Source organism: Microvirga thermotolerans, assembly GCF_009363855.1.
GTDB classification, from domain to species: Bacteria; Pseudomonadota; Alphaproteobacteria; order Rhizobiales; family Beijerinckiaceae; genus Microvirga; species Microvirga thermotolerans.
On record NZ_CP045423.1, the window covers coordinates 2381275 to 2401881 of the forward strand.

Here is a 20607-nt window from a genome sequence, read left to right on the forward strand (position 1 = left end):
CCAAAGAAAAGGGCGCCCGGAGCGCCCTTCCCGTTCCTATTCTTCGGCGGCGGATCCGCCGCCTTCGTCGGCTTCGCCGCCCTCCTCCGCATCCTCGCCCTCGATGTGCTCCACCGAGACCACGCGCTCCTTGTCGCGCGTGGAGAAGACGGTGACGCCCTGCGAGTTGCGGCCGACGGTGCGGATGCCGTCCACCGGCACGCGGATCAGCTGCCCGGCGTCGGTGACGAGCATGATCTGGTCCGAGTTCTCCACGGGGAAGGACGCCACGAGCTGGCCGTTGCGGCTGTTCACGGCCATGGCCGTGATGCCTTTGCCGCCGCGCCCCGTGATGCGGTACTCGTAGGACGAGGTCCGCTTGCCGTAGCCCTTCTCAGAGATGGTGAGGATGAACTGCTCGAGGGCGCTCATCTCCGTGTAGCGCTCCATGGAGAGCGTATCGGCCGACACGTTCTCCTCGTCCGCCGCCTCGGCGGCCTCGGCCTCGCCGTTTGTCTGCTCGCCGGTGATCGCGCGGCGCATCTTGAGATAGCCGGCGCGCTCCTCGCCCGTGGCCTCCACGTGACGGAGGATGGCCATGGAGATGATCCGGTCGCCGTCCGCGAGGTTGATGCCGCGCACGCCCATGGAGTCGCGGCCCTTGAACACGCGCACCTCCGGCACCGGGAAGCGGATGCACTGGCCCTTCGCCGTGGTGAGCAGGACGTCGTCGTTCTCCGTGCAGATCTGCACGTCGACGATGGCCTCGCCCTCGTCGAGCTTCATGGCGATCTTGCCGCCGCGGTTCACCTGGACGAAGTCCGACAGCTTGTTGCGGCGCACGGTGCCGCGGGAGGTGGCGAACATCACGTCCAGGGTGTCCCAGGACGCCTCGTCCTCGGGCAGGGGCATGATGGTGGTGATGCGCTCGTCCTGCTCCAGGGGGAGCATGTTCACGAGGGCCTTGCCCCTGGCGTTCGGGGCGGCCAGCGGCAGGCGCCACACCTTCTCCTTGTAGGCCTTGCCCTTGGACGAGAAGAAGATCACCGGCGTGTGCGTGCTGGCGACGAACAGGCGGGTGACGAAATCCTCGTCCCGCGTCGACATGCCGGAACGGCCCTTGCCGCCGCGGCGCTGCGCCCGGTAGGTCGAGAGCGGCACGCGCTTGATGTAGCCCGCGTGGGAGACGGTGACGACCATGTCCTCGCGCTGGATCAGGTCCTCGTCGTCCACGTCGGAATCCCAGTCGACGATCTGCGTCTTGCGCGGCGTCGCATAGGCCTCGCGGATCTCGACCAGCTCCTGCTTGATGATCCCCATGATGCGCTCGCGCGAGCGCAGGATGTCGAGGTAGTCCGAGATCTCGGCCGCGAGCTTCGACAGCTCGTCGCCGATCTCGTCGCGGCCGAGCGCGGTGAGGCGCTGGAGGCGCAGGTCGAGGATGGCGCGGGCCTGGGTCTCCGAGAGACGATAGGTCCCGTCCTCGTTGATCCGGTGGCGCGGATCGTCGACGAGGGCGATGAGCGGCGCGATGTCCTGGGCCGGCCAGTCGCGGCCCATGAGGGCCTCGCGGGCCGCGTTCGGATCCGGCGCCGTGCGGATGAGGCGGATCACCTCGTCGATATTGGCCACCGCGATGGCGAGGCCGCACAGGACGTGGGCGCGCTCGCGGGCCTTGCCGAGCAGGTACTTGGTCCGGCGCGAGACGACCTCCTCGCGGAACTCCACGAAGGCGCGGATCAGGTCCTTGAGGGTCATCAGCTCGGGACGGCCGCCGTTCAGCGCCACCATGTTGGCGCCGAAGCTCGTCTGGAGCGGAGTGTAGCGGTAGAGCTGGTTCAGCACCACGTCCGCCATGGCGTCGCGCTTCAGCTCCACGACGATGCGCATGCCGTCGCGGTCCGACTCGTCGCGCAGGTCGGAGATGCCTTCGAGCTTCTTCTCGCGGACGAGCTCGGCGATCTTCTCGATCAGCGTGGCCTTGTTCACCTGATAGGGAATCTCGGTGAAGACGATGGCCTCGCGCTCCTTGCGGATTTCCTCCACCTCGGACTTGGCGCGCATCACGATGGAGCCGCGTCCCGTGGTGTAGGCCGAGCGCACGCCCGAGCGGCCGAGGATGAGGCCGCCGGTCGGGAAGTCGGGACCGGGGATGATCTCGATGAGCCGCTCGGCGGAGATGTCCGGATCGTCGATGAAGGCGATGCAGCCGTCGATGACCTCGCCCAGGTTGTGGGGAGGCATGTTGGTGGCCATGCCGACCGCGATGCCGCCCGCGCCGTTGACGAGCAGGTTCGGGTAGCGCGCCGGCAGCACCGACGGCTCCTGCTTGGACTCGTCGTAGTTCGGCGTGAAATCGACCGTGTCCTTGTCGATGTCGTCGAGGAGCGGCATGGCGGCCCGCGCCAGGCGCGACTCCGTGTAGCGCATGGCCGCCGGAGGATCGCCGTCGATGGAGCCGAAATTGCCCTGCCCGTCCACGAGCATGACGCGCATGGCGAAGTCCTGGGCCATGCGCACGAGGGCGTCGTAGATCGACTGGTCGCCGTGCGGGTGGTACTGACCCATCACGTCGCCGACGATGCGGGCGGACTTCACGTATTTCTTGTCGGGCGTGTAGCCGTTCTCGTGCATCGAGTAGAGGATGCGCCGGTGCACGGGCTTCAGCCCGTCGCGGGCATCGGGGAGCGCGCGGCTCACGATCACGCTCATGGCGTAATCGAGATACGAGCGCTTCATCTCGTCGACGATGGAGATCGGCTTCACGTCGCTGGCCGGCTGGTCGCCCCCGGCGCCGCCGCGGTTATCGTTCGGATCGGTCAAAGTCGGTCTTTCTCAAACACTCCGCCCTTCGGGTCCCGGCCGCTTGGCACCGCCTCGTCCGGACCTGGGGGCACCCCATGCGAATCATAAGAAAATCAAATCCTTAGATGGTCGATCGAAAGCCGATTTTCAAGGGATTTCAGGGGTTTTCCAAAGGCCGGGAGGCCCTTTCGGCCCGGCGCAAACTGCCGCATCGCGCCGGAGCCTCCGGGAATCCCCGGCGAAGCGTGGCGCGAAACGTCATAACTTGCCGCGAAAGCGCGGCCGTGGCATGGGTGGCGTCGTCATAACGCAAGGACAGCCGCAGGGCGGATTCAGGGGGGAAGACACATGAGCTGGGTGGTCTGGGCAATCGTCGCCGCTCTCGTTCTGTACGCGGTCATGGTCTACAACGGGCTCGTGACCCTCCGGGCGCGGGTTGACCAGGCCTTCGCCGACATCGACGTCCAGCTGAAGCAGCGGCACGATCTCATCCCCAACCTGATCGAGACGGTGAAGGGCTATGCCGCCCACGAGCGGGACACGCTCCAGGCGGTGGTGGAAACCCGCAACGCGGCGCTCAAGGCGCATGGGCCGGCCGAACAGGCGGCGGCCGAGAGCGCCCTCTCCGGGGCCGTCGGCCGCCTCCTGGCCCTCGGCGAGGCCTATCCGGACCTGAAGGCCAGCGCCAACTTCCAGCAGCTCCAGACGGACCTGTCCGACATCGAGGACAAGCTCGCCGCGGCGCGGCGCTTCTTCAACAACGGCGTGTCGGAATACAACGCCGCCATCGGGCACTTCCCCGCCGTCCTCTTCGCGGGCGCCATGGGCTTTCGCCCGCGGGCGTTCTTCGACGTGGGCGAGGCGGAGCGGAAGGCCCTCGAGGCGCCTCCGAAGGTATCCTTCTAGGCGGAACCGGCAGGCGCGATGCTGCCCGCCTTCGGCCTCTACACCCACATCCAGGCCAACCGGCGGCGTTCGGCCCTGCTGATCGCCGGGCTTTTCCTGCTGTTCTACCTGATGTCCCTGGGCCTCGCCCTGCTCCTGCGGGCCGCGACGGACGACGGCTCCTCGCCGTTCGAGGCCCTGTTCCTGGGCGCCTTGCGGGACTGCCTGTGGCTTTCGCCCCCGGTCACGGCCCTGGTGGCCCTGTGGGTGTGGTGCGGCTTCCGTTTCAACGGCTTCATCCTGGGCCTCGCCGCGGGCACGCAGCCCCTGACGCGGCGGGCGGCGCCCCGCCTCTACGACCTCCTGCAGAACCTCTGCATCTCCCGCGGCATGGCCATGCCGCAACTCCGCATCGTCGAGACGGAGGCCTCCAACGCCTTCGCCTCCGGCACGAGGCCGGAGCAGTACACCATCACCGTCACGCGGGGGCTTCTCGATCTCCTCGACGAACGGGAGCTGGAGGCGGTGCTGGCCCACGAGCTCACCCATATCCGCAACGACGACGTGCGCACCATGACCGTCGCGGTGCTGGTGGTCGGGGTCATCTCCTTCGTCGGGGAACTCGTCTACCGCGGCCTGAGGGAGAGTTCCGGCCTGCTCGACGATTCCTCGGACGGGAAGGGCGGGGGCGGCAGGGCCCTCGCCATCCTCGTGGCGGCCCTGTTCATCTTCGTCGCCTGGGGGCTTTCCCTCGTGATCCGCTTCTCCCTGTCGCGCCGGCGCGAGTACCTCGCGGATGCAGGCGCCGTCGAGCTCACGAAGAACCCGGACGCCATGATCGCGGCCCTGCGGAAGATCGCAGGCAAGGGCGAGCTCGAGGGCGTGCCGTCGGCGGTCATGGAGCTCTGCCTCGACAACCCGCGCTCGGGCTTCGCCGACCTCTTCGCCACCCATCCCTCCATCGAGGACCGGATCGCCGCCCTGGTGCGCCATGCGGGCGGGCGCGATCCCGGCGCGGTGCCTTCGGCGGCCTAGGCCCTGACCAGCAGGGCGGTCGCGTCGTCGCTCTCCTTGAACCGGGGGAACCGGGTTCCGGAGGGGTCCTCCTTCGTCTCGATCTCCCGTGCCCGCCGCGCCAGGGGCTCCAGGCCGTCCCTCAGGGCCGCCTCGACGAGGCCCGTGGCATCCGTCTCGCCGTAGAGATCCACCAGGGCCGAGAACCCGTCGCTGGTCAGGAGGACGACGGTGCCGTCCTCGCAGGGCACCTGCCGGTGGCGCACGCGGTCCGCCGCCGCGGGATCGAGCCCGAGCAGGGCGAGCCCCCTGCCCTCCTTCTGCCGCTGCCGCCGCTCCGTCAGCCAGGCCTGGAACAGGGGCGCCTCGAAGATGGTCTTCGGCGTCGAGCCGCTGGCCCTGAGCAGCTCCGCCGCCTTGGCCGCCTCGTAGCCCCGCAGCTCGGGCGCCTCCCCGACGGTCAGGACGGACCCGTCCGGCCGGCGCACGAAGGCCGTCGTGTCGGCGAAGGTCCACACGTCGAGGACCGGCCCCGTGCGGTGCACCAGCGTCATGGCCCCGACCGGCCAGGTCAGGACGTCGTGCCGTTCCTCCGGCGCGCGGGCGAGAAAGGTCACCCGCGCCTCCTCCATCACATGCCGCAGGAGGGCGACTCCGTCCCCGTCATGCGCCCGGGCTGCGAGCTCCGAAAGGCGCTCGCTCGCGAACCTCGCAAGCCATGCGGCGTCGCTCACCTCGTTCATGATCGGCGGGGTGCCGGGAAAGATCGAGGTGTCGATCACCCAGGCCCAGTCGCCGGAGACGCCGCAGGAATCCTCGTTGGCCCTTTCCGGGGATCCCGGCCAGCTGATTCGATCGACAACCGTAAACATCGTTTCATCCCCCTCGCCAAAACCGCCGCGGGACGCCATAAAGCAAAGCTCAGGATAAGGTCCAGCCGATGCTCTTCGACTACGTCTCCGCCGCCCTCGTCACGCTCCTCGTGACTCTCGATCCGCCCGCCCTCGCTCCCATGTTCATCTCGCTGACGCGGGGCATGAACGCGCAGGAGCGCAAGCGCGTCGCCGTGCGCGCAAGCCTGATCGCCTTCGGCATCTTGGCCTTCTTCGGCCTCGGGGGCGAACTGCTCCTGCGGCTGCTCGGCGTCGGCATCCCCGCCTTCCGCATCTCGGGCGGCCTGCTCCTGTTCTGGATCGCCTTCGAGATGGTGTTCGAACGGCGCAACGAGCGCAAGCAGCACACGGCCGACATCGCCATCACCGAAGACCACATCCGCAACGTCGCCGCCTTTCCGCTCGCGATCCCGCTCATGGCGGGCCCCGGCGCGATCACGGCCGTGATCCTCCTCGCCGGACGGGCGAACGGCGACCCGGTCTACCTCGCCTTCCTGATCGGCCTCATCGCGCTCGGCGTGATCAGCTGCTTCGTCGTCTTCATGGCGGCGGAGCGGGTCTCCCGCATGCTCGGCGTGACCGGCAACATCGTGCTCAGCCGCCTCCTCGGCGTGATCCTGGCCGGGCTTGCCGTGCAGTTCATCATCAACGGGGTCGAGGCGCTGGTGAGAGGCGGGGCCTAGCGTTTCCCGAGCGAGGGAAAAACCGGCTCCTCGCGATTTCGCCGGATCGCAGACCGGACCAGGACGTGCATCCCGCTCCTCGGGACATCGGCCTCGCAGATCGACCATCCCCGCTTCTCGTAGAAGGCGCGGCGCGCCTCGCCCGCGAGGAGATAGACCCGGCCCGCTCCGGCATCCCGCGCCAGGCGGAACGCGCGGTCGACGAGGCTTTCGCCGATTCCGCGCCGCCGATGCTCGGGCTCGACCCAGAGCGCCGCGATCCATGGCGAATAATCGGGCCGACTCTCCTCGTCGCAGGCGATCAGGGAAACGGTTCCGAGGAACAGGTCTCCCTCGTGTGCGACGAGCGTCGTGGGCACAGGCCCCGGCTCCAGACTCCGGAGGACGAGGCCCTTCAGGCGATCGAGGGGATGCCCCTGCTCCTTCCAGAAGGCGCGCCAGACCCGATCTGCGACGATGCCCGCGAAGGCGGGCCGCTCGCGGAGGTCGCTGATCGTCGCGGCGATCAGCGCAGGGTCTCCAGGAGCCGGGTCATGAGCTTCTGGCGCGGAGCGATCGAGGAGATCAGCCCGTATTCCTGAAGGGTGTGCGCGCCGTCGCCGTCGATCCCGAGGCCGTCGAGGGTCGGGATCCCGAGGGCGGCGGTGAAGTTGCCGTCGGAGCCGCCGCCGACCTTGTCGCAGGTGACGAGGTCGAAGCCGATCTCCGCAGCCAGGGCCCTGGCGTGGTCGAAAAGCCTGGACGTGCCCTCCGAGCGCTCGTAGGGCGGCCGGTTCATGCCGCCCGTCACGGTCACCCTGAAATCCGGATGGCTGGGCTTCAGCCCGAGGAGCGCCTTCGTCATCGCCTCGCCGTCGGCGACCGTCTCCACCCGCAGGTCGACGGGGAAGCGGCAGTGCTGGGGCACGGTGTTCACCGCCGTCCCGCCGGATACCATGCCGACGGTCGTGGTGATGCCCCGCCCGTAATCCGTCAGGGCCTCCACGGCGAGGATCTGCCGCGCGGCCTCGTAGATGGCGTTGCGCCCGTCCTTGTGACGGGAGCCCGCGTGGGCGGGGCGCCCCTCCACATGGACGTCGAAACGGCCCACGCCCTTGCGGGAGGTCACGATGCGGCCCCCGTCGCGGGCGGGCTCGGTGACGAGGGCATAGGCCGAGCGCCGGCCCACATCCTCGATCACCGGGCGCGTCATCGGGCTGCCGATCTCCTCGTCGGGGGTCACGATGAACACGACGGGCCGCGCCGCGCTGCCCCGCCGGGCCACGTCCTTGAAGGCCTCGAGGGCGAAATAGGCGCCGCCCTTCATGTCGTAGATGCCGGGTCCGTAGAGCCGGTCGCCGTCCACCTTGAGGGGCAGGTCCCTCTCGATGGTGCCGAGGGGATGAACCGTGTCGAGATGCGACATGACGAGGATCGCGGGCTCGTCCCGCTGGGGCCCCGCCCGCAGGACGAGGGCGTCGCCGAGCCCCTGCTCGCCCGGAATCCGCTCCACCGCCACGGGCGCGTCGGCCATCTGCGCGACCACGAGGTCCATCATCAGGTTCACGCCCGCCGCATCGTGCGTCGGGCTTTCCGTGCGGACCCAGGTGATGAGCGTGTCGAGAGCGGCAGAGGTCATGGCGTGTCCGGTGCGGCAGCGAAGTTTCGGGGGTTCTGACGGGTTCTTAGCCTGCCCGGCGCCTCCCTGTCACCGGGAATCGGCCCCGGCGGGACGCATGGCTCCGATGCGCCCGCCTGCGGACGGGAGCCCGGCTCCCGTCCGGGCGGTCCGTTCCGCGGCCGGCCTAGAAGGGGATGTCGTCGTCGAGATCGCCGAAGCGCGAGCCGCCGCCGCTGCCGCCGGAGGCCGCCGCCGGCCGCCGCTCCAGCGGCGAGGAGCGCCCGAACTCGCCGCCCCGGCTCACCTGGCCCGGCTCCTCCTCGCCGTACTCCGCCGAGCCGCCGCCGCGCCCGTCCAGGATCGTCAGCTCGCCCCTGAACCGCTGCAGCACCACCTCGGTCGTGTAGCGCTCCTGCCCCGACTGGTCCTGCCACTTGCGCGTCTGAAGCTGCCCTTCCACGTAGACCTTCGAGCCCTTCTTCAGGTACTGCTCCGCCACGCGGCCCAGGTTCTCGTTGAAGATCACCACCGAGTGCCACTCGGTCTTCTCCTTGCGCTCGCCGGTCGCCTTGTCCTTCCAGCTCTCCGACGTGGCGATCCGCAGGTTCACCACCGGCTCCCCCGAGTTCAGCCGCCGCACCTCCGGATCCCGCCCCAGGTTCCCGACCAAAATCACCTTGTTCACGCTGCCTGCCATCGGCGCATCTCCTCAAACACTCGAAGGCGAGTTCTGGGGCCGATCCCGCCCGGGAGCAAGCGATGGACCATCTTTTCCCCGGATCTGTCCCCAGGAAGGCCCCAAGCTCCTCACGACCGGATCTTCCGCCCGGCGGAGGCGCAGGGGGATCTCCGCCGGAGACCGGATGCGAGAGGCATGGAACCCGTCCGACCTGCCTTGCCGGCCGTACACTCTTTGTTCTAGAGTGCGGCCATCGGGAACGGATTCCACAGGTTGCTTCGCCGACGGTCCGGTCACATATCCCGGTGTCCGTCTCTCTAGGCGTCAATCCCAATCAGGGCACAAGCTGGCCATGGCTAAACTCGACGATCTGTTCAACCGCGCCAAGGCGGGCGACCCGGATGCGCGCGTGATCTCCGTCCGCGGCGCGCGGGAGCACAACCTCAAGAACGTCGACATCACGGTCCCTCGGGACAAGCTGGTGGTGTTCACCGGGCTCTCGGGGTCCGGCAAGTCGTCGCTCGCCTTCGACACGATCTATGCGGAGGGCCAGCGCCGCTACGTGGAATCCCTCTCGGCCTATGCCCGCCAGTTCCTGGAGATGATGCAGAAGCCGGACGTGGACCAGATCGACGGCCTCTCCCCGGCCATCTCCATCGAGCAGAAGACCACCTCCAAGAACCCGCGCTCCACGGTCGGCACGGTCACGGAGATCTACGACTACATGCGCCTGCTCTGGGCGCGGGTCGGCGTCCCCTACTCGCCCGCCACCGGCCTGCCCATCGAGAGCCAGACGGTCAGCCAGATGGTGGACCGCATCCTGGAACTGCCGGAAAAGACGAGGCTCTACCTGCTGGCCCCCGTGGTGCGCGGCCGCAAGGGCGAGTACCGCAAGGAGATCGCCGAGTTCCAGAAGAAGGGCTTCCAGCGCCTGAAGATCGACGGCGAATACTACGCCATCGACGAGGCGCCGGCCCTCGACAAGAAGTTCAAGCACGACATCGACGTGGTGGTGGACCGCATCGTGGTGCGCCCCGACATCGCCGCCCGCCTCGCGGACTCGCTGGAGACCGCCCTCGACCTCGCGGACGGCATCGCCGTGGTCGAGCACGCGGACGAGAAGGACGAGAAGGGCCAGCCGAAGCGCATCGTCTTCTCCTCCAAGTTCGCCTGCCCGGTCTCGGGCTTCACGATTCCCGAGATCGAGCCGCGCCTGTTCTCGTTCAACAACCCCTTCGGCGCCTGCCCGACCTGCGGCGGCATCGGCCACGAGATGCGCATCGACCCGGACCTGATCGTCCCGGACGAGAGCCTCTCCCTCAAGCGGGGGGCCGTGGCGCCCTGGGCCAAGTCCACCTCGCCCTATTACAACCAGACCCTGGAGGCCATCGTCCGGCACTACAAGGGCTCCATGACCAAGCCCTGGAGCGAGCTGCCGGAGAAGGTGCGCGACGTCATCCTCTACGGTTCCGGCGACGAGGCGATCCGCATGTCCTACGACGACGGGCTGCGCGCCTACGAGGTGCGCAAGCCCTTCGAGGGCGTGATCCCCAACCTGGAGCGCCGCTACAAGGAGACCGAGAGCGACTGGGCGCGGGACGAGATCGGCCGCTTCATGAGCGAGACGCCCTGCGCCGCCTGCGGCGGCAAGCGCCTCAAGCCGGAAGCGCTCGCCGTGAAGATCGCAGGCTTCGATATCGGCGACGCCACCGCCCTTTCGGTGAAGGACGCCCATGCCTGGTTCGGCGACCTGAGCAAGAAGCTCACGAAGAAGCAGAACGAGATCGCCGGCCGCATCCTGAAGGAGATTCGCGAGCGCCTCACCTTCCTCGTGGACGTAGGCCTCGAATACCTCACCCTCGCCCGCTCCTCGGGCACCCTCTCCGGCGGCGAGAGCCAGCGCATCCGCCTCGCCTCGCAGATCGGTTCCGGCCTCACCGGCGTGCTCTACGTGCTCGACGAGCCCTCCATCGGCCTGCACCAGCGCGACAACGAGCGCCTGCTCATGACGCTGAAGCGCCTGCGCGACCTCGGCAACACGGTGATCGTGGTGGAGCACGACGAGGACGCGATCCTGCAGGCGGACTACGTGTTCGACATCGGCCCCGGCGCGGGCATCCACGGCGGCAGGATCGTCGCGGAGGGCACGCCGCAGGAGATCATGGCGAATCCGAAGTCGCTGACCGGCAAGTACCTGACCGGCGAGCTCTCCGTGAAGGTGCCGGAGAAGCGCCGCAAGCCGGACAGGAGCCGCATGCTGAAGGTGGTGGGCGCGCGGGGCAACAACCTGAAGAACGTGACGGCGGAGATCCCCCTCGGCACCTTCACCTGCATCACCGGCGTGTCCGGGGGCGGCAAGTCGACCCTCGTGATCGACACGCTCTACAAGGCGGTGGCGCGCAAGCTCAACGGCGCGCTGGAGCACCCGGCGCCGCACGACCGGATCGAGGGCCTGGAGCACCTCGACAAGGTCATCGACATCGACCAGTCCCCCATCGGCCGCACGCCGCGCTCGAACCCGGCGACCTATGTCGGCGCCTTCACGCCGATCCGCGAGTGGTTCGCGGGACTGCCCGAGGCGAAGGCGCGCGGCTACCAGCCGGGGCGCTTCTCCTTCAACGTGAAGGGCGGCCGCTGCGAAGCCTGCCAGGGCGACGGCGTCATCAAGATCGAGATGCACTTCCTGCCCGACGTCTACGTCACCTGCGACGTGTGCAAGGGCAAGCGCTACGACCGCGAGACCCTGGAGGTGAAGTATCGCGACAAATCCATCGCCGACGTGCTCGACATGACGGTGGAGGAGGCCCGCGAGCTGTTCAAGGCCGTGCCGACCATCCGCGAGAAGATGCAGACCCTCGCCCGCGTCGGGCTCGACTACGTGCATGTGGGCCAGCAGGCCACCACGCTCTCCGGCGGCGAGGCGCAGCGCGTGAAGCTCTCCAAGGAGCTCTCGAAGCGCGCCACCGGCCGCACCCTCTACATCCTCGACGAGCCGACCACCGGCCTCCACTTCCACGACGTGGCGAAGCTCCTGGAAGTGCTGCACGAGCTGGTGGAGCAGGGCAACAGCGTGGTGGTGATCGAGCACAACCTCGAGGTCATCAAGACCGCCGACTGGATCATCGACATGGGCCCCGAAGGCGGCGACGGCGGCGGCCGCATCGTGGCGCAGGGCACCCCGGAAGACGTGGCCAAGTCCAAGGAGAGCCACACGGGCCGGTTCCTGAAGGAAGTGCTGGAGCGGCGGCCGCTCAAGAAGGCCGCGCCGGAGGCGCCGAAGAAGACGAAGAAGGCCACCCGGCAGGCGGCGGAATAGACCGCCCTGCCGCCTGTCGCGGAACACCCCGAACCTTTCCCGGCCTTGGCGTGCATCTCGCGCCGGGGCGACCGTTCTCCGGCCCGAGCCCTGCCTCCTACGGTTGACGTAAGGTCATCTCCGCACCCTGTAATTGCATGATTGCGAATCGCTCCTAAAAGTTGAATCAATTCCTGGCATCATGACGTCGGGAGAGAGACATGAGGATCGTAGGAGCCTTCATTCTTATCGCGCTCACGGCCGGCGCAGCCCTCGCGCACCCAGGTGGGCTGGACCGGAGCGGATGCCACCACAACCGCAAGTCCGGGGATTATCACTGCCACCGGTGAGCTGCGGCCCATTCGCGAGGCCTCCGTCGCTCCGGACGGACAATGTGGCGTCCGCCGCAGGCCGGAGACGGCGGCGGCCCGGAGTTCTCCATCCCCACCAATGCGCCCTTGCCGCGCCCTGCCGCCAGGCCGATGATGCCGCCTTCTCGTGCCGTGGAGGCGGGCCATGAGCAGCGCCGACGTCACCTTCGCGGGATCGATCCCCGAGATCTACGAGCGCTATCTGGTGCCCCTGCTCTTTGCGCCCTACGCGCAGGACATGGCGGAGCGTGTCCGGGGCGACCGGCCCGGACGGGATCCTGGAGACGGCGGCGGGAACGGGGGCCGTCACGCGGGCTCTCGCCGCGGCGCTGCCGGAGACGGAGATCGTCGCGACGGACCTCAACCAGGCCATGCTGGACCTCGCGGCGACGATGCTCTCGACCGGCCGGGTCGCATGGCGGCAGGCCAACGCGCAGACCCTGCCCTTCCCGGATGCTTCGTTCGACATCCTGGTGTGCCAGTTCGGGGTCATGTTCTTTCCCGACCGGATCGCCGCCTACCGGGAGGCGGCGCGCGTGCTCAGGCCCGGCGGGCGTTTCCGGTTCAGCGCGTGGGACAGCCTCGACGCGAACCCGCTGAGCCTGGCCGTCCACGAGGCGGTCGGGGCCCTCTTCCCGGACGACCCGCCGCGCTTCTTCGAGCGCGTTCCCTTCGGCTATTCGGATCCCGGCCGGATCCGGGACGATCTGAGCGCGGCCGGGTTCGAAACCATCGAGATCGAGACCGTCGCCAGGACGACCCATGCCCCTTCCCCGCACGAGCCTGCGACGGGCCTCTGCCAGGGAACGCCCCTCCGCAGCGAGATCGAAGCCCGCGCGCCGGACGGCCTGGCGCAGGTGACGCAGCGGGTCGCCGAAACCCTCGCGGAGAGGTTCGGGCGCTCCGCTCTCGAGAACCGGATGAGCGCGCTCGTGGCGACGGCGGCACGGTAGGCCCTGACAGGCTCCGTGTCAGGCGCCCCCGATGAGCGACGGGCGGGGACGCGGCCGTCGCGTCCCCGCCCCTCTCCGGCCGGAAGCCGGAAGCGCTTCAGCGGCCTGACATCCGGCTCAGCAGGTTGCAGAGGCCGCGCAGGCTGGCGTCGAAGCCATCCGGGTTCGCGGCGACACCGGCGCAGCTGCGCTGGAGGTCGCGCTTCTCTCTGTCGGACATCTGGCTGAGTTCGGCGGCGAGCCGCCCCTGGGATCCCGACGGCGACGGGTTGATGCTGCCCGTGACGGACGGGTTGCGGACGCCGATGCCCGCCCCGGGATTCCGAGCGGACGCGGCCGCTCCGGCGGTCCCGACCGTGCCGGATCCCGTGCCCGTCCCAGGCCGGCCGCCGATGGCGCCGCCTCCACTGGAGGAGCCACCGCCGCCGATCCCGACGCCCACGTCGGCCCCGATGCCGCGTGTCCCGCCCACCGAAGCATCCAGGCCGGCGTTCACGCCGCTGGAACCGCCGAGGCTTGCGGCCGCGCCCGCGTTGACTCCGCTCGAACCGCCGATGCTCGCCCCAACACCGGCATCCACTCCGGAGCCACCGCCGATATTCGCGCCGAGCCCTGCATTCGCGCCGCCGGAACCTCCGATGCTCGCGCCTCCTGTGGCGTTCACGCCCGACGAGCCTCCCACATTGGCTCCAAGTCCGGCGGAGACCCCATCGGCCCCGCCCACATTGGCGCCGATTCCGGCGGACGCGCCGCTGCCGCCGCCCAGGTTCGCTCCGACGTCAGCCGAGACGCCGCCGGTTCCGCCGATATTCGCCCCGACGCCTGCCGAGATTCCGTCAGAGCCTCCAAGATTCGCATCGACGCTCACCTGTGCGAGAGAGGGCTGCGCCCACAGGCACGCCGTCAGCAGCAGCGCCACTCCACAAGCCGTTTCGCGGTAACGACAAGACAATGCTCCGCTCATATCCAAACTCCTCCTAAGCCTAGCCTCTGCGCCCAGGCCCTAGAGAATAAACGGACACGGTAAGATGTTCCGCCTCTTGGCAAGAATTGTTTCTATATTTGAACCACTCTCTTCATGAAAAGACGGATCTCTATTTTGCAAATACTGCAAAGCTCAATTAACAACATATCGTAGCGCAAATTATATCATATCATTTTCTGACTTCGACTATGTCGCGGCAAGGAGTCCGACAGCCGGCTTCCCGACGCGGCATTTCCTGCCTCGACGCGCTGCGAACGGCCCGGATGGTCCACCCTCGAGCATGAGGCGGCGTGAAGCCGCCCCGTCCCGCCACACCGCCGGCGCCGGCGCCTCCGCGCATGTTCTCCCGCTCAGCCGCGGCGCGAGAGAGTCATGCGCTGCAGGACGCCGTCCCGCCAGAGATAGTGATGCACGAGGGCGGCCCCCGCATGGATCAGCGCCACGACCATGATCGCGTTGGCGGCGAGCTCGTGCAGCTCGTTGATCGGGCGGCGCAGGGCGGCGTCGCCGATCTGGGGCAGGCTCCAGAGGCCGAACAGGCTGAAACCGCGCACGAAGGCGTTGGCGATGCCGAGCCCCACGGCGAGGGCGAGGAGCAGATAGAGAAGATAATGCGTGCCCTTGGCGATCAGATGGAGAAGACCGGGATCCGCTGCGGGCAGGGCCTTGCCGGGCCCGACGCGCCAGGCCAGGCGGGCGACCAGCACGGCCGCGAGAGCCAGGCCGAGGGTCACGTGCACCGACCACATTCCCGTCCGCATCGGACCGCGCGGAAACAGATCGGCGGTCTGGCCGAGGATCCAGAGAGCGGCGACGAGGGCAGCCGTCGTCCAGTGCAGGGCAATCGTCATCCGGTCGTAGCGACCGTCCGTCAAATCGGGCGTCATGGGTTCATCCTTGTGCAATGCCGTTCGGCCTTCGCCCCCTTCCCGAATTCGGGAAGGAAAGGAACGCCGCTCCAGCGGCCTTCACCGACCCCGCCCCTGCCTGCAGCGCCGATATTTAGAACGATTCCAGGCTACTCCGCCCGCCGGCATTGGCAAGAGCCGATGGCGTCAATACCCCTCCCGAAGGAGGCGGCTCTGCGCGGTGAAGGGGCCGCGACGGGCCCTTGACCTTGCCATCGCGGCAAGGCGCAGAGGATTCGGGATCCTGACGAACAAGGAGTCCATCATGCCTTCCCTTCACGTTCCCAAGATGAGCTGCGGCGGCTGCCTCAACACGGTGACCCGCGCCATCGCCGCCCTCGATCCGCAGGCCCGCGTCCGGGGCGATCTCGAAAAGCGCATCGTCCACGTCGAGACGAAGGAGCCCGAGGCCGCGCTCCTCGAGGCTCTCCGGGCCGCCGGCTATCCGGCCTCCCCCATCGAACCTGCCCTGGGTTGAACCCGACAGCACATTGCTACGAAGGTTGGAGCCGCCCGACCCGTCCCGCCCGGTATCCGGGCGGGACCCGGGCCCTTGCCCGTCACTGCAGACGGAACTCCCCGTCCACCGTGCGGAGTTCGGCCGGCCGGATGAGGCGGGAATGGGCGACCGTCACGGAGCAGAGGGGCCCGTCGAGCTCCCGGCTCCAGAAGGCGAGGAACCGGTTCAGGGCCGGGAATTTCGGGAACAGGTCGTAGTCCTGCCAGACGAATTCCTGGAGCAGGGACCGGTGGTCCGGAATCCGGTAGAAGATCCTTGCCGTGGTCAGGCCGTAGCCCTGAAGCTGCAGCACGAAATCCTGAGACGCTTTCATTCGGCTCCTCGCAGGCTGGAGAAGACCGTGCGATTGGACCAGGCCTGGGCCGTCCGGACAAGCTGTAAGAAAGAATAATCTTATTTTTCAGTATCTTAGCAGCAACCGCCCGCGACTGCTGACAGGCCGGCGCGAGGAAGACCGCAAAAGGTTCCCGCCCCCGCCAAAAAATTTTTCGAGGTCCTCTTGAACCGTGAAGCTTGCCCGCCCAAATCATCGCCGCGCGGGGGCCATCGGGCACCGCGCTTCATAGGCAACCTATTGAAAACATTGGAGGAAGCTTCATGAAGTTCCGTCCTTTGCACGATCGTGTCCTGGTCAAGCGGATCGACGCGGAAGAGAAGACGGCGGGCGGCATCATCATTCCCGATACCGCCAAGGAGAAGCCGCAGCAGGGCGAGGTGATCGCCGTCGGCCCCGGCGCCCGCGACGAGAGCGGCAAGGTCGTTCCGCTGGACGTGAAGGTCGGCGACCGCGTGCTGTTCGGCAAGTGGTCCGGCACCGAAGTGAAGATCGACGGCGAGGATCTCCTCATCATGAAGGAATCCGACATCATGGGCATCCTTGAGGACGCGGTTGCCCAGAAGAAGGCTGCCTGAGGGCAGGCCCCACCCCATTCGAGTCAAACATCGTTACGTCTCCAGGAGTGACGAAACATGGCTGCCAAAGACGTCAAGTTTTCCTCCGACGCACGCGAGAAGATGCTGCGCGGCGTCGACATCCTCGCCGACGCGGTGAAGGTGACCCTCGGCCCGAAGGGCCGCAACGTGGTCATCGAGAAGTCGTTCGGCGCGCCGCGCATCACCAAGGACGGCGTCACCGTCGCCAAGGAGATCGAGCTCGCCGACAAGTTCGAGAACATGGGCGCCCAGATGGTCCGCGAGGTCGCTTCCAAGCAGAACGACCTGGCCGGCGACGGCACCACGACGGCGACGGTGCTCGCCCAGGCGATCGTCCGCGAGGGCGCCAAGGCCGTGGCCGCCGGCATGAACCCCATGGACCTCAAGCGCGGCATCGACATGGCGGTGGACGCCGTCGTCGAGGATCTCAAGAAGAACGCGAAGAAGGTCACCTCCAACGACGAGATCGCCCAGATCGGCACGATCTCCGCCAACGGCGACAAGGAAGTCGGCAAGATGATTGCCGAGGCCATGCAGAAGGTCGGCAACGAGGGCGTCATCACCGTCGAGGAGGCCAAGTCCCTCGAGACCGAGCTCGACATCGTCGAGGGCATGCAGTTCGACCGCGGCTATCTCTCGCCCTACTTCATCACCAACGCCGAGAAGATGCGCGTGGAGCTCGAGGATCCCTACATCCTCATCCATGAGAAGAAGCTCTCCGGCCTGCAGGCGATGCTGCCGATCCTCGAGGCGGTGGTGCAGACCGGCAAGCCGCTGCTCATCGTCGCCGAGGACGTGGAGGGCGAGGCGCTCGCCACCCTCGTGGTCAACAAGCTGCGCGGCGGCCTGAAGATCGCCGCCGTCAAGGCGCCGGGCTTCGGCGACCGCCGCAAGGCCATGCTCGAGGACATCGCCATCCTGACCGGCGGCACCGCCGTGTCCGAGGATCTCGGCATCAAGCTCGAGAACGTGACCCTGCAGATGCTCGGCCGCGCCAAGAAGGTGGTGATCGAGAAGGAGAACACCACCATCGTCGACGGCGCCGGCTCGAAGAAGGACATCGAGGCCCGCGTCGCGCAGATCAAGGCGCAGATCGAGGAGACCACCTCGGACTACGACCGTGAGAAGCTGCAGGAGCGCCTCGCCAAGCTCGCGGGCGGCGTCGCGGTGATCCGCGTCGGCGGCGCGACCGAGGTCGAGGTGAAGGAGAAGAAGGACCGCGTCGACGACGCCATGCATGCCACCCGCGCGGCGGTCGAGGAAGGCATCCTGCCGGGCGGCGGCGTCGCCCTGCTGCGCGCCCTCAAGGCCCTCGATGCGGTGAACCCGGCCAACGACGACCAGAAGACGGGCGTCGACATCGTCCGCCGGGCCATCCAGGCTCCGGCCCGTCAGATCGCCCTCAACGCGGGCGAGGACGGCTCGATCGTCGTCGGCAAGGTTCTGGAGCAGACCGAGTACGCGTCGGGCTGGAACGCCCAGACCGGCGAGTACGGGGACCTCTACAAGTTCGGCATCGTCGACCCGGCGAAGGTCGTGCGCGTGGCGCTCCAGGATGCCGCCTCGGTGGCGGGCCTCCTGATCACCACGGAAGCGATGATCGCCGAGAAGCCGAAGAAGGAGGCCGCTCCGGCCATGCCCGCCGGCGGCATGGACTTCTAAGCTCCCTCCCCTTCATTGAAGAACGGACGGCGCCGCCCTGCGGCGCCGTTTTCGTATCCCGGTGCATCTTTGGCGCGAAACCGGCTCCCGCTTTCGCGCTCGAGGCTTCAGCGCAGGAAGGACGACAGGGCGGACAGGGTGTTGACCCAGCGCACCGCGTGCTCGGCGCTTTCCGGCGCGAAGGCGACGGTCACCGCGTCGAGGCGCGTCGCGGCGGGGATCACGGCCGCCAGGTCGCAGAGGGCCGGCGTGTTGAACTCCACCTCCAGCCGGTACGGCCCATCGAGCACGAACGGCCTTGCCGCCGCAGCAGTCCGAACGGCCTCGGCGGCCTTCTCGCGGATGAGGGCGCGGGCCCGCTCCGGCGCGAGGCTGCGCGCCGCGCGCTGGCCCAGGGAGCGCTTGACCACCGCGAAGGCCGCATCCGGGAACAGTTCCTTCGTCTCCTCCCGGAGGCAGTCGTCGCCCGTCAGGAGAAGCACCGGCACGCCGAGGCTGCCCGCATAGGCGCCGTAGAGGCCCGCCTCGCCGAGTTCCAGGCCGTTCAGGCGGATGCGGCCGAAGGCGAAGCCGTTCACTGTGTGGGCGAGGACCCCGGGAGCCCGGGCCCGGGCGTGGTAGCCGGTGCAGAAGACGCCCGCGTGTTCGCGCGTGAGCCCCTCGAACATGTTGAGCGGCTTCGGCTTTCCGAGGATCGCCTCCGCGCGCCGATCGAGTTCCTCCGGCAGGAGGTTGCGCATGTCGCCATGGGAATCGTTGACGAGGACTTCCGTGGCGCCGCCTGCGAAGGCTCCGTCGATGGCCGCGTTGACCTCCTGGGTCATGAGCCGGCGCGCCCGCTCGTATTCGGCGTTGCCCATCGTGCCGTGCTGCGGGCTCACGACGCCGGCGACGCCCTCGATGTCCGCCGAAATGTAGATCTTCACGAAAACCTCCCCGTTCTGCGCGGCGCAGGATGCCGGCAAACCGTCAGGAGTTGGTGAAGATTCCGGCCTCTCCTCGGGAGACCCGCCTGCGGCGGCTCAGGACGAAGGCGTCAGCGCCTGGAAGGCGTGTCGCCAAGGTTCGCCAGGGCGTCCGCCACGGCCTGCCGGGCGATGCGCCCGATGCGCTCGCTGCGCTCGGCCCTGTCGCGGGCCTCGATGCGGGCGATCAGGGAATCGAACTCGCGCGGGACCGCCGGGTCGCCGAGATACTGCGGTTTCGGCGAATCCTCATACAGCTGCGCCCGCAGCTTGAGGCCGAGATACTCCTGAACCTGGCGCGGCAACGGCGGACGGTTGCTTCGCACCTTGCGGACATCTTTGCCGTTCACGGTCATGGGCCTGCCCCTGGAGGATGTTCATGGTTAACGAAGCGTGACGGTTCAGGTTCCATCCGGCACGCAAAAGACTTTAATCCGCCTCTTCTGGTCCGATCGCCTCGCCGGCCTAGATCTGGATGCACGACATCTTTTTCTGGAGGAGGTGAATCATGGATCTCAGCCGCCGTTCCTTCCTGCTCGGAGCGCCTGCCCTGACGAGCCTCGCCCTTCTGCCGCGCAAAGGCTTCGCCCAGGCCCAGGCGGACCGCTCCGTCTATGCGGCCATGTACGCGCCCATCGACGACGATCTCTATCCCGTTCCGGGAGTCCCCCTGTCGAAGATCAACCCGGCCTTCCTGCGCCGCGAGGTTCCCTACGACCGGCCGGAGCCGCCGGGCACCATCGTCATCGATCCCCGCGCCCGCTACCTCTACCACGTCCAGGACGGCGGAACCGCCATGCGCTACGGGGTCGGCGTCGGCCGCGCGGGCTTCTCCTGGTCGGGCGAGGCGACCGTCCACGACAAGCAGGAGTGGCCGGACTGGTACCCGCCCAAGGAAATGTTCGGCCGCCAGCCGGAGCTCATGGAGCAGATGGGCGACCTGCCGGGAGGTCCGGGAATGCCGGGCGGCCCCGGCAACCCGCTCGGCGCCCGCGCCCTCTACCTCTGGCAGGGCAACAAGGACACGCTCTACCGGATCCACGGCACCTTCGAGCCCTGGACCATCGGCACCAACGTCTCCTCCGGCTGCATCCGGATGATCAACCAGGACGTGATCGACCTCTACAACCGGGTGCCGGTGGGCACCCGGGTGGTCGTTCTCCCGTCCGGGCAGGGCACGAGGCGCTCCGTGGCCAGGACCTGACGTCCAGGACGTGACCGGCTGGGACGGGACCGGCCCGGCCGAGCTCCGCCGGGCTTCCATTGTCAAGGTTGGGGCGGCGGCCGGGACGCGGAAATTCCGGACGTCGCTAACGCTCGGTTAAACGCGCCGGGGCGAGACTGGCCCTATGCGCCAGTCCCCGCTCCAGCCACTTTTTGTCCTTTTCCGGCATCGTTTCCGGCGGAATGCTCCATTTTTGCCATGGTTTGTTTCCACGAAGCCGTCTGGGGCACCGGATCGCAAGGACATCAAGGG

19 protein-coding genes and 1 pseudogene are annotated in these 20607 nt (G+C 68.1%); 10 read left to right on the forward strand and 10 right to left on the reverse strand.

Translation table 11 applies throughout. The features are described from left to right. Positions 1-36 precede the first annotated feature (36 nt). Positions 37-2802, reverse strand: coding sequence for a DNA gyrase subunit A (gene gyrA / locus GDR74_RS11080; protein ID WP_152586370.1), 2766 nt, complete (start codon positions 2800-2802; stop codon positions 37-39). Positions 2803-3132: 330 nt separating this feature from the next. Between gyrA and GDR74_RS11085 the strand changes: the two genes are divergently transcribed. Next, positions 3133-3690 (forward strand): LemA family protein, encoded by a 558-nt coding sequence (locus GDR74_RS11085; RefSeq protein WP_152586371.1) that lies wholly within the window; start codon positions 3133-3135, stop codon positions 3688-3690. Positions 3691-3708: 18 nt separating this feature from the next. Continuing rightward, positions 3709-4704 carry a M48 family metallopeptidase gene (locus GDR74_RS11090; protein ID WP_152586372.1) on the forward strand — a complete coding sequence of 332 codons (996 nt, stop codon included), beginning with the start codon at positions 3709-3711 and terminating at the stop codon, positions 4702-4704. Here the strand turns inward: GDR74_RS11090 and GDR74_RS11095 are convergent. Continuing rightward, positions 4701-5555 carry a protein phosphatase 2C domain-containing protein gene (locus GDR74_RS11095; RefSeq protein WP_194164514.1) on the reverse strand — a complete coding sequence of 285 codons (855 nt, stop codon included), beginning with the start codon at positions 5553-5555 and terminating at the stop codon, positions 4701-4703. The two genes, GDR74_RS11090 and GDR74_RS11095, sit on opposite strands and share 4 nt — an antisense overlap. Before the next feature lie 68 nt (positions 5556-5623). Here GDR74_RS11095 and GDR74_RS11100 point away from each other — a divergent pair, with 68 nt between their 5' ends. Beyond that, positions 5624-6259, forward strand: a complete 636-nt coding sequence (locus GDR74_RS11100) for a MarC family protein (protein ID WP_152586374.1) — start codon at positions 5624-5626, stop codon at positions 6257-6259. Here the strand turns inward: GDR74_RS11100 and GDR74_RS11105 are convergent. The 3 genes from GDR74_RS11105 to GDR74_RS11115 all read right to left on the reverse strand — a co-directional run bounded on the left by GDR74_RS11105 (position 6256) and on the right by GDR74_RS11115 (position 8556). After that, positions 6256-6618 (reverse strand): GNAT family N-acetyltransferase, encoded by a 363-nt coding sequence (locus GDR74_RS11105; protein ID WP_246179384.1) that lies wholly within the window; start codon positions 6616-6618, stop codon positions 6256-6258. The two genes, GDR74_RS11100 and GDR74_RS11105, sit on opposite strands and share 4 nt — an antisense overlap. Positions 6619-6764: 146 nt before the next feature. Further along, entirely contained in the window at positions 6765-7877 is a 1113-nt protein-coding gene (locus tag GDR74_RS11110; RefSeq protein WP_152586376.1) for a M20 family metallopeptidase, read from the reverse strand. A gap of 166 nt (positions 7878-8043) precedes the next feature. Continuing rightward, positions 8044-8556: a single-stranded DNA-binding protein gene (locus tag GDR74_RS11115; protein ID WP_152585174.1), complete on the reverse strand. Its 513-nt coding sequence runs from the start codon at positions 8554-8556 to the stop codon at positions 8044-8046. A 334-nt stretch (positions 8557-8890) separates the two neighbouring features. On the opposite strand from GDR74_RS11115, the gene uvrA reads away from it, so the two are divergent. From uvrA to GDR74_RS11130, 3 genes and pseudogenes are all read left to right on the forward strand, one after another. Then, positions 8891-11854, forward strand: a complete 2964-nt coding sequence (gene uvrA, locus GDR74_RS11120) for an excinuclease ABC subunit UvrA (RefSeq protein ID WP_152586377.1) — start codon at positions 8891-8893, stop codon at positions 11852-11854. 200 nt (positions 11855-12054) lie between these two features. Beyond that, the gene (locus GDR74_RS11125) at positions 12055-12183 is read left to right on the forward strand and encodes a YHYH domain-containing protein (protein ID WP_152586378.1); all 129 of its coding nucleotides are present in this window, start codon (positions 12055-12057) and stop codon (positions 12181-12183) included. 166 nt (positions 12184-12349) lie between these two features. After that, positions 12350-13157: pseudogene (locus GDR74_RS11130) on the forward strand (class I SAM-dependent methyltransferase). Between the two features lie 97 nt (positions 13158-13254). Here GDR74_RS11130 and GDR74_RS11135 read toward each other — a convergent pair. Beyond that, positions 13255-14076: a hypothetical protein gene (locus GDR74_RS11135; protein WP_194164515.1), complete on the reverse strand. Its 822-nt coding sequence runs from the start codon at positions 14074-14076 to the stop codon at positions 13255-13257. Positions 14077-14492: 416 nt separating this feature from the next. Continuing rightward, positions 14493-15029: a cytochrome b gene (locus GDR74_RS11140; RefSeq protein ID WP_152586380.1), complete on the reverse strand. Its 537-nt coding sequence runs from the start codon at positions 15027-15029 to the stop codon at positions 14493-14495. Between the two features lie 286 nt (positions 15030-15315). Here GDR74_RS11140 and GDR74_RS11145 point away from each other — a divergent pair, with 286 nt between their 5' ends. Next, positions 15316-15528: a heavy-metal-associated domain-containing protein gene (locus GDR74_RS11145; RefSeq protein WP_152586381.1), complete on the forward strand. Its 213-nt coding sequence runs from the start codon at positions 15316-15318 to the stop codon at positions 15526-15528. Between the two features lie 82 nt (positions 15529-15610). On the opposite strand, the gene GDR74_RS11150 is transcribed toward GDR74_RS11145, so the two are convergent. Further along, positions 15611-15883 (reverse strand): usg protein, encoded by a 273-nt coding sequence (locus GDR74_RS11150; protein WP_152586382.1) that lies wholly within the window; start codon positions 15881-15883, stop codon positions 15611-15613. A 284-nt stretch (positions 15884-16167) separates the two neighbouring features. Between GDR74_RS11150 and groES the strand changes: the two genes are divergently transcribed. After that, complete coding sequence (groES, locus tag GDR74_RS11155) at positions 16168-16482, forward strand: co-chaperone GroES (protein ID WP_152586383.1); 315 nt, start codon at positions 16168-16170, stop codon at positions 16480-16482. Positions 16483-16539: 57 nt separating this feature from the next. Further along, positions 16540-18165 (forward strand): chaperonin GroEL, encoded by a 1626-nt coding sequence (gene groL / locus GDR74_RS11160; RefSeq protein WP_152586384.1) that lies wholly within the window; start codon positions 16540-16542, stop codon positions 18163-18165. Positions 18166-18272: 107 nt separating this feature from the next. On the opposite strand, the gene GDR74_RS11165 is transcribed toward groL, so the two are convergent. Both GDR74_RS11165 and GDR74_RS11170 read right to left on the reverse strand, forming a co-directional pair. Then, on the reverse strand, positions 18273-19091 hold the full coding sequence (locus GDR74_RS11165; RefSeq protein WP_152586385.1) for a M55 family metallopeptidase: 819 nt from the start codon (positions 19089-19091) through the stop codon (positions 18273-18275). A 110-nt stretch (positions 19092-19201) separates the two neighbouring features. Continuing rightward, positions 19202-19486 carry a hypothetical protein gene (locus GDR74_RS11170; RefSeq protein ID WP_152586386.1) on the reverse strand — a complete coding sequence of 95 codons (285 nt, stop codon included), beginning with the start codon at positions 19484-19486 and terminating at the stop codon, positions 19202-19204. Between the two features lie 152 nt (positions 19487-19638). Between GDR74_RS11170 and GDR74_RS11175 the strand changes: the two genes are divergently transcribed. After that, positions 19639-20334, forward strand: coding sequence for a L,D-transpeptidase (locus GDR74_RS11175; RefSeq protein ID WP_152586387.1), 696 nt, complete (start codon positions 19639-19641; stop codon positions 20332-20334). Positions 20335-20607: the final 273 nt, after the last annotated feature.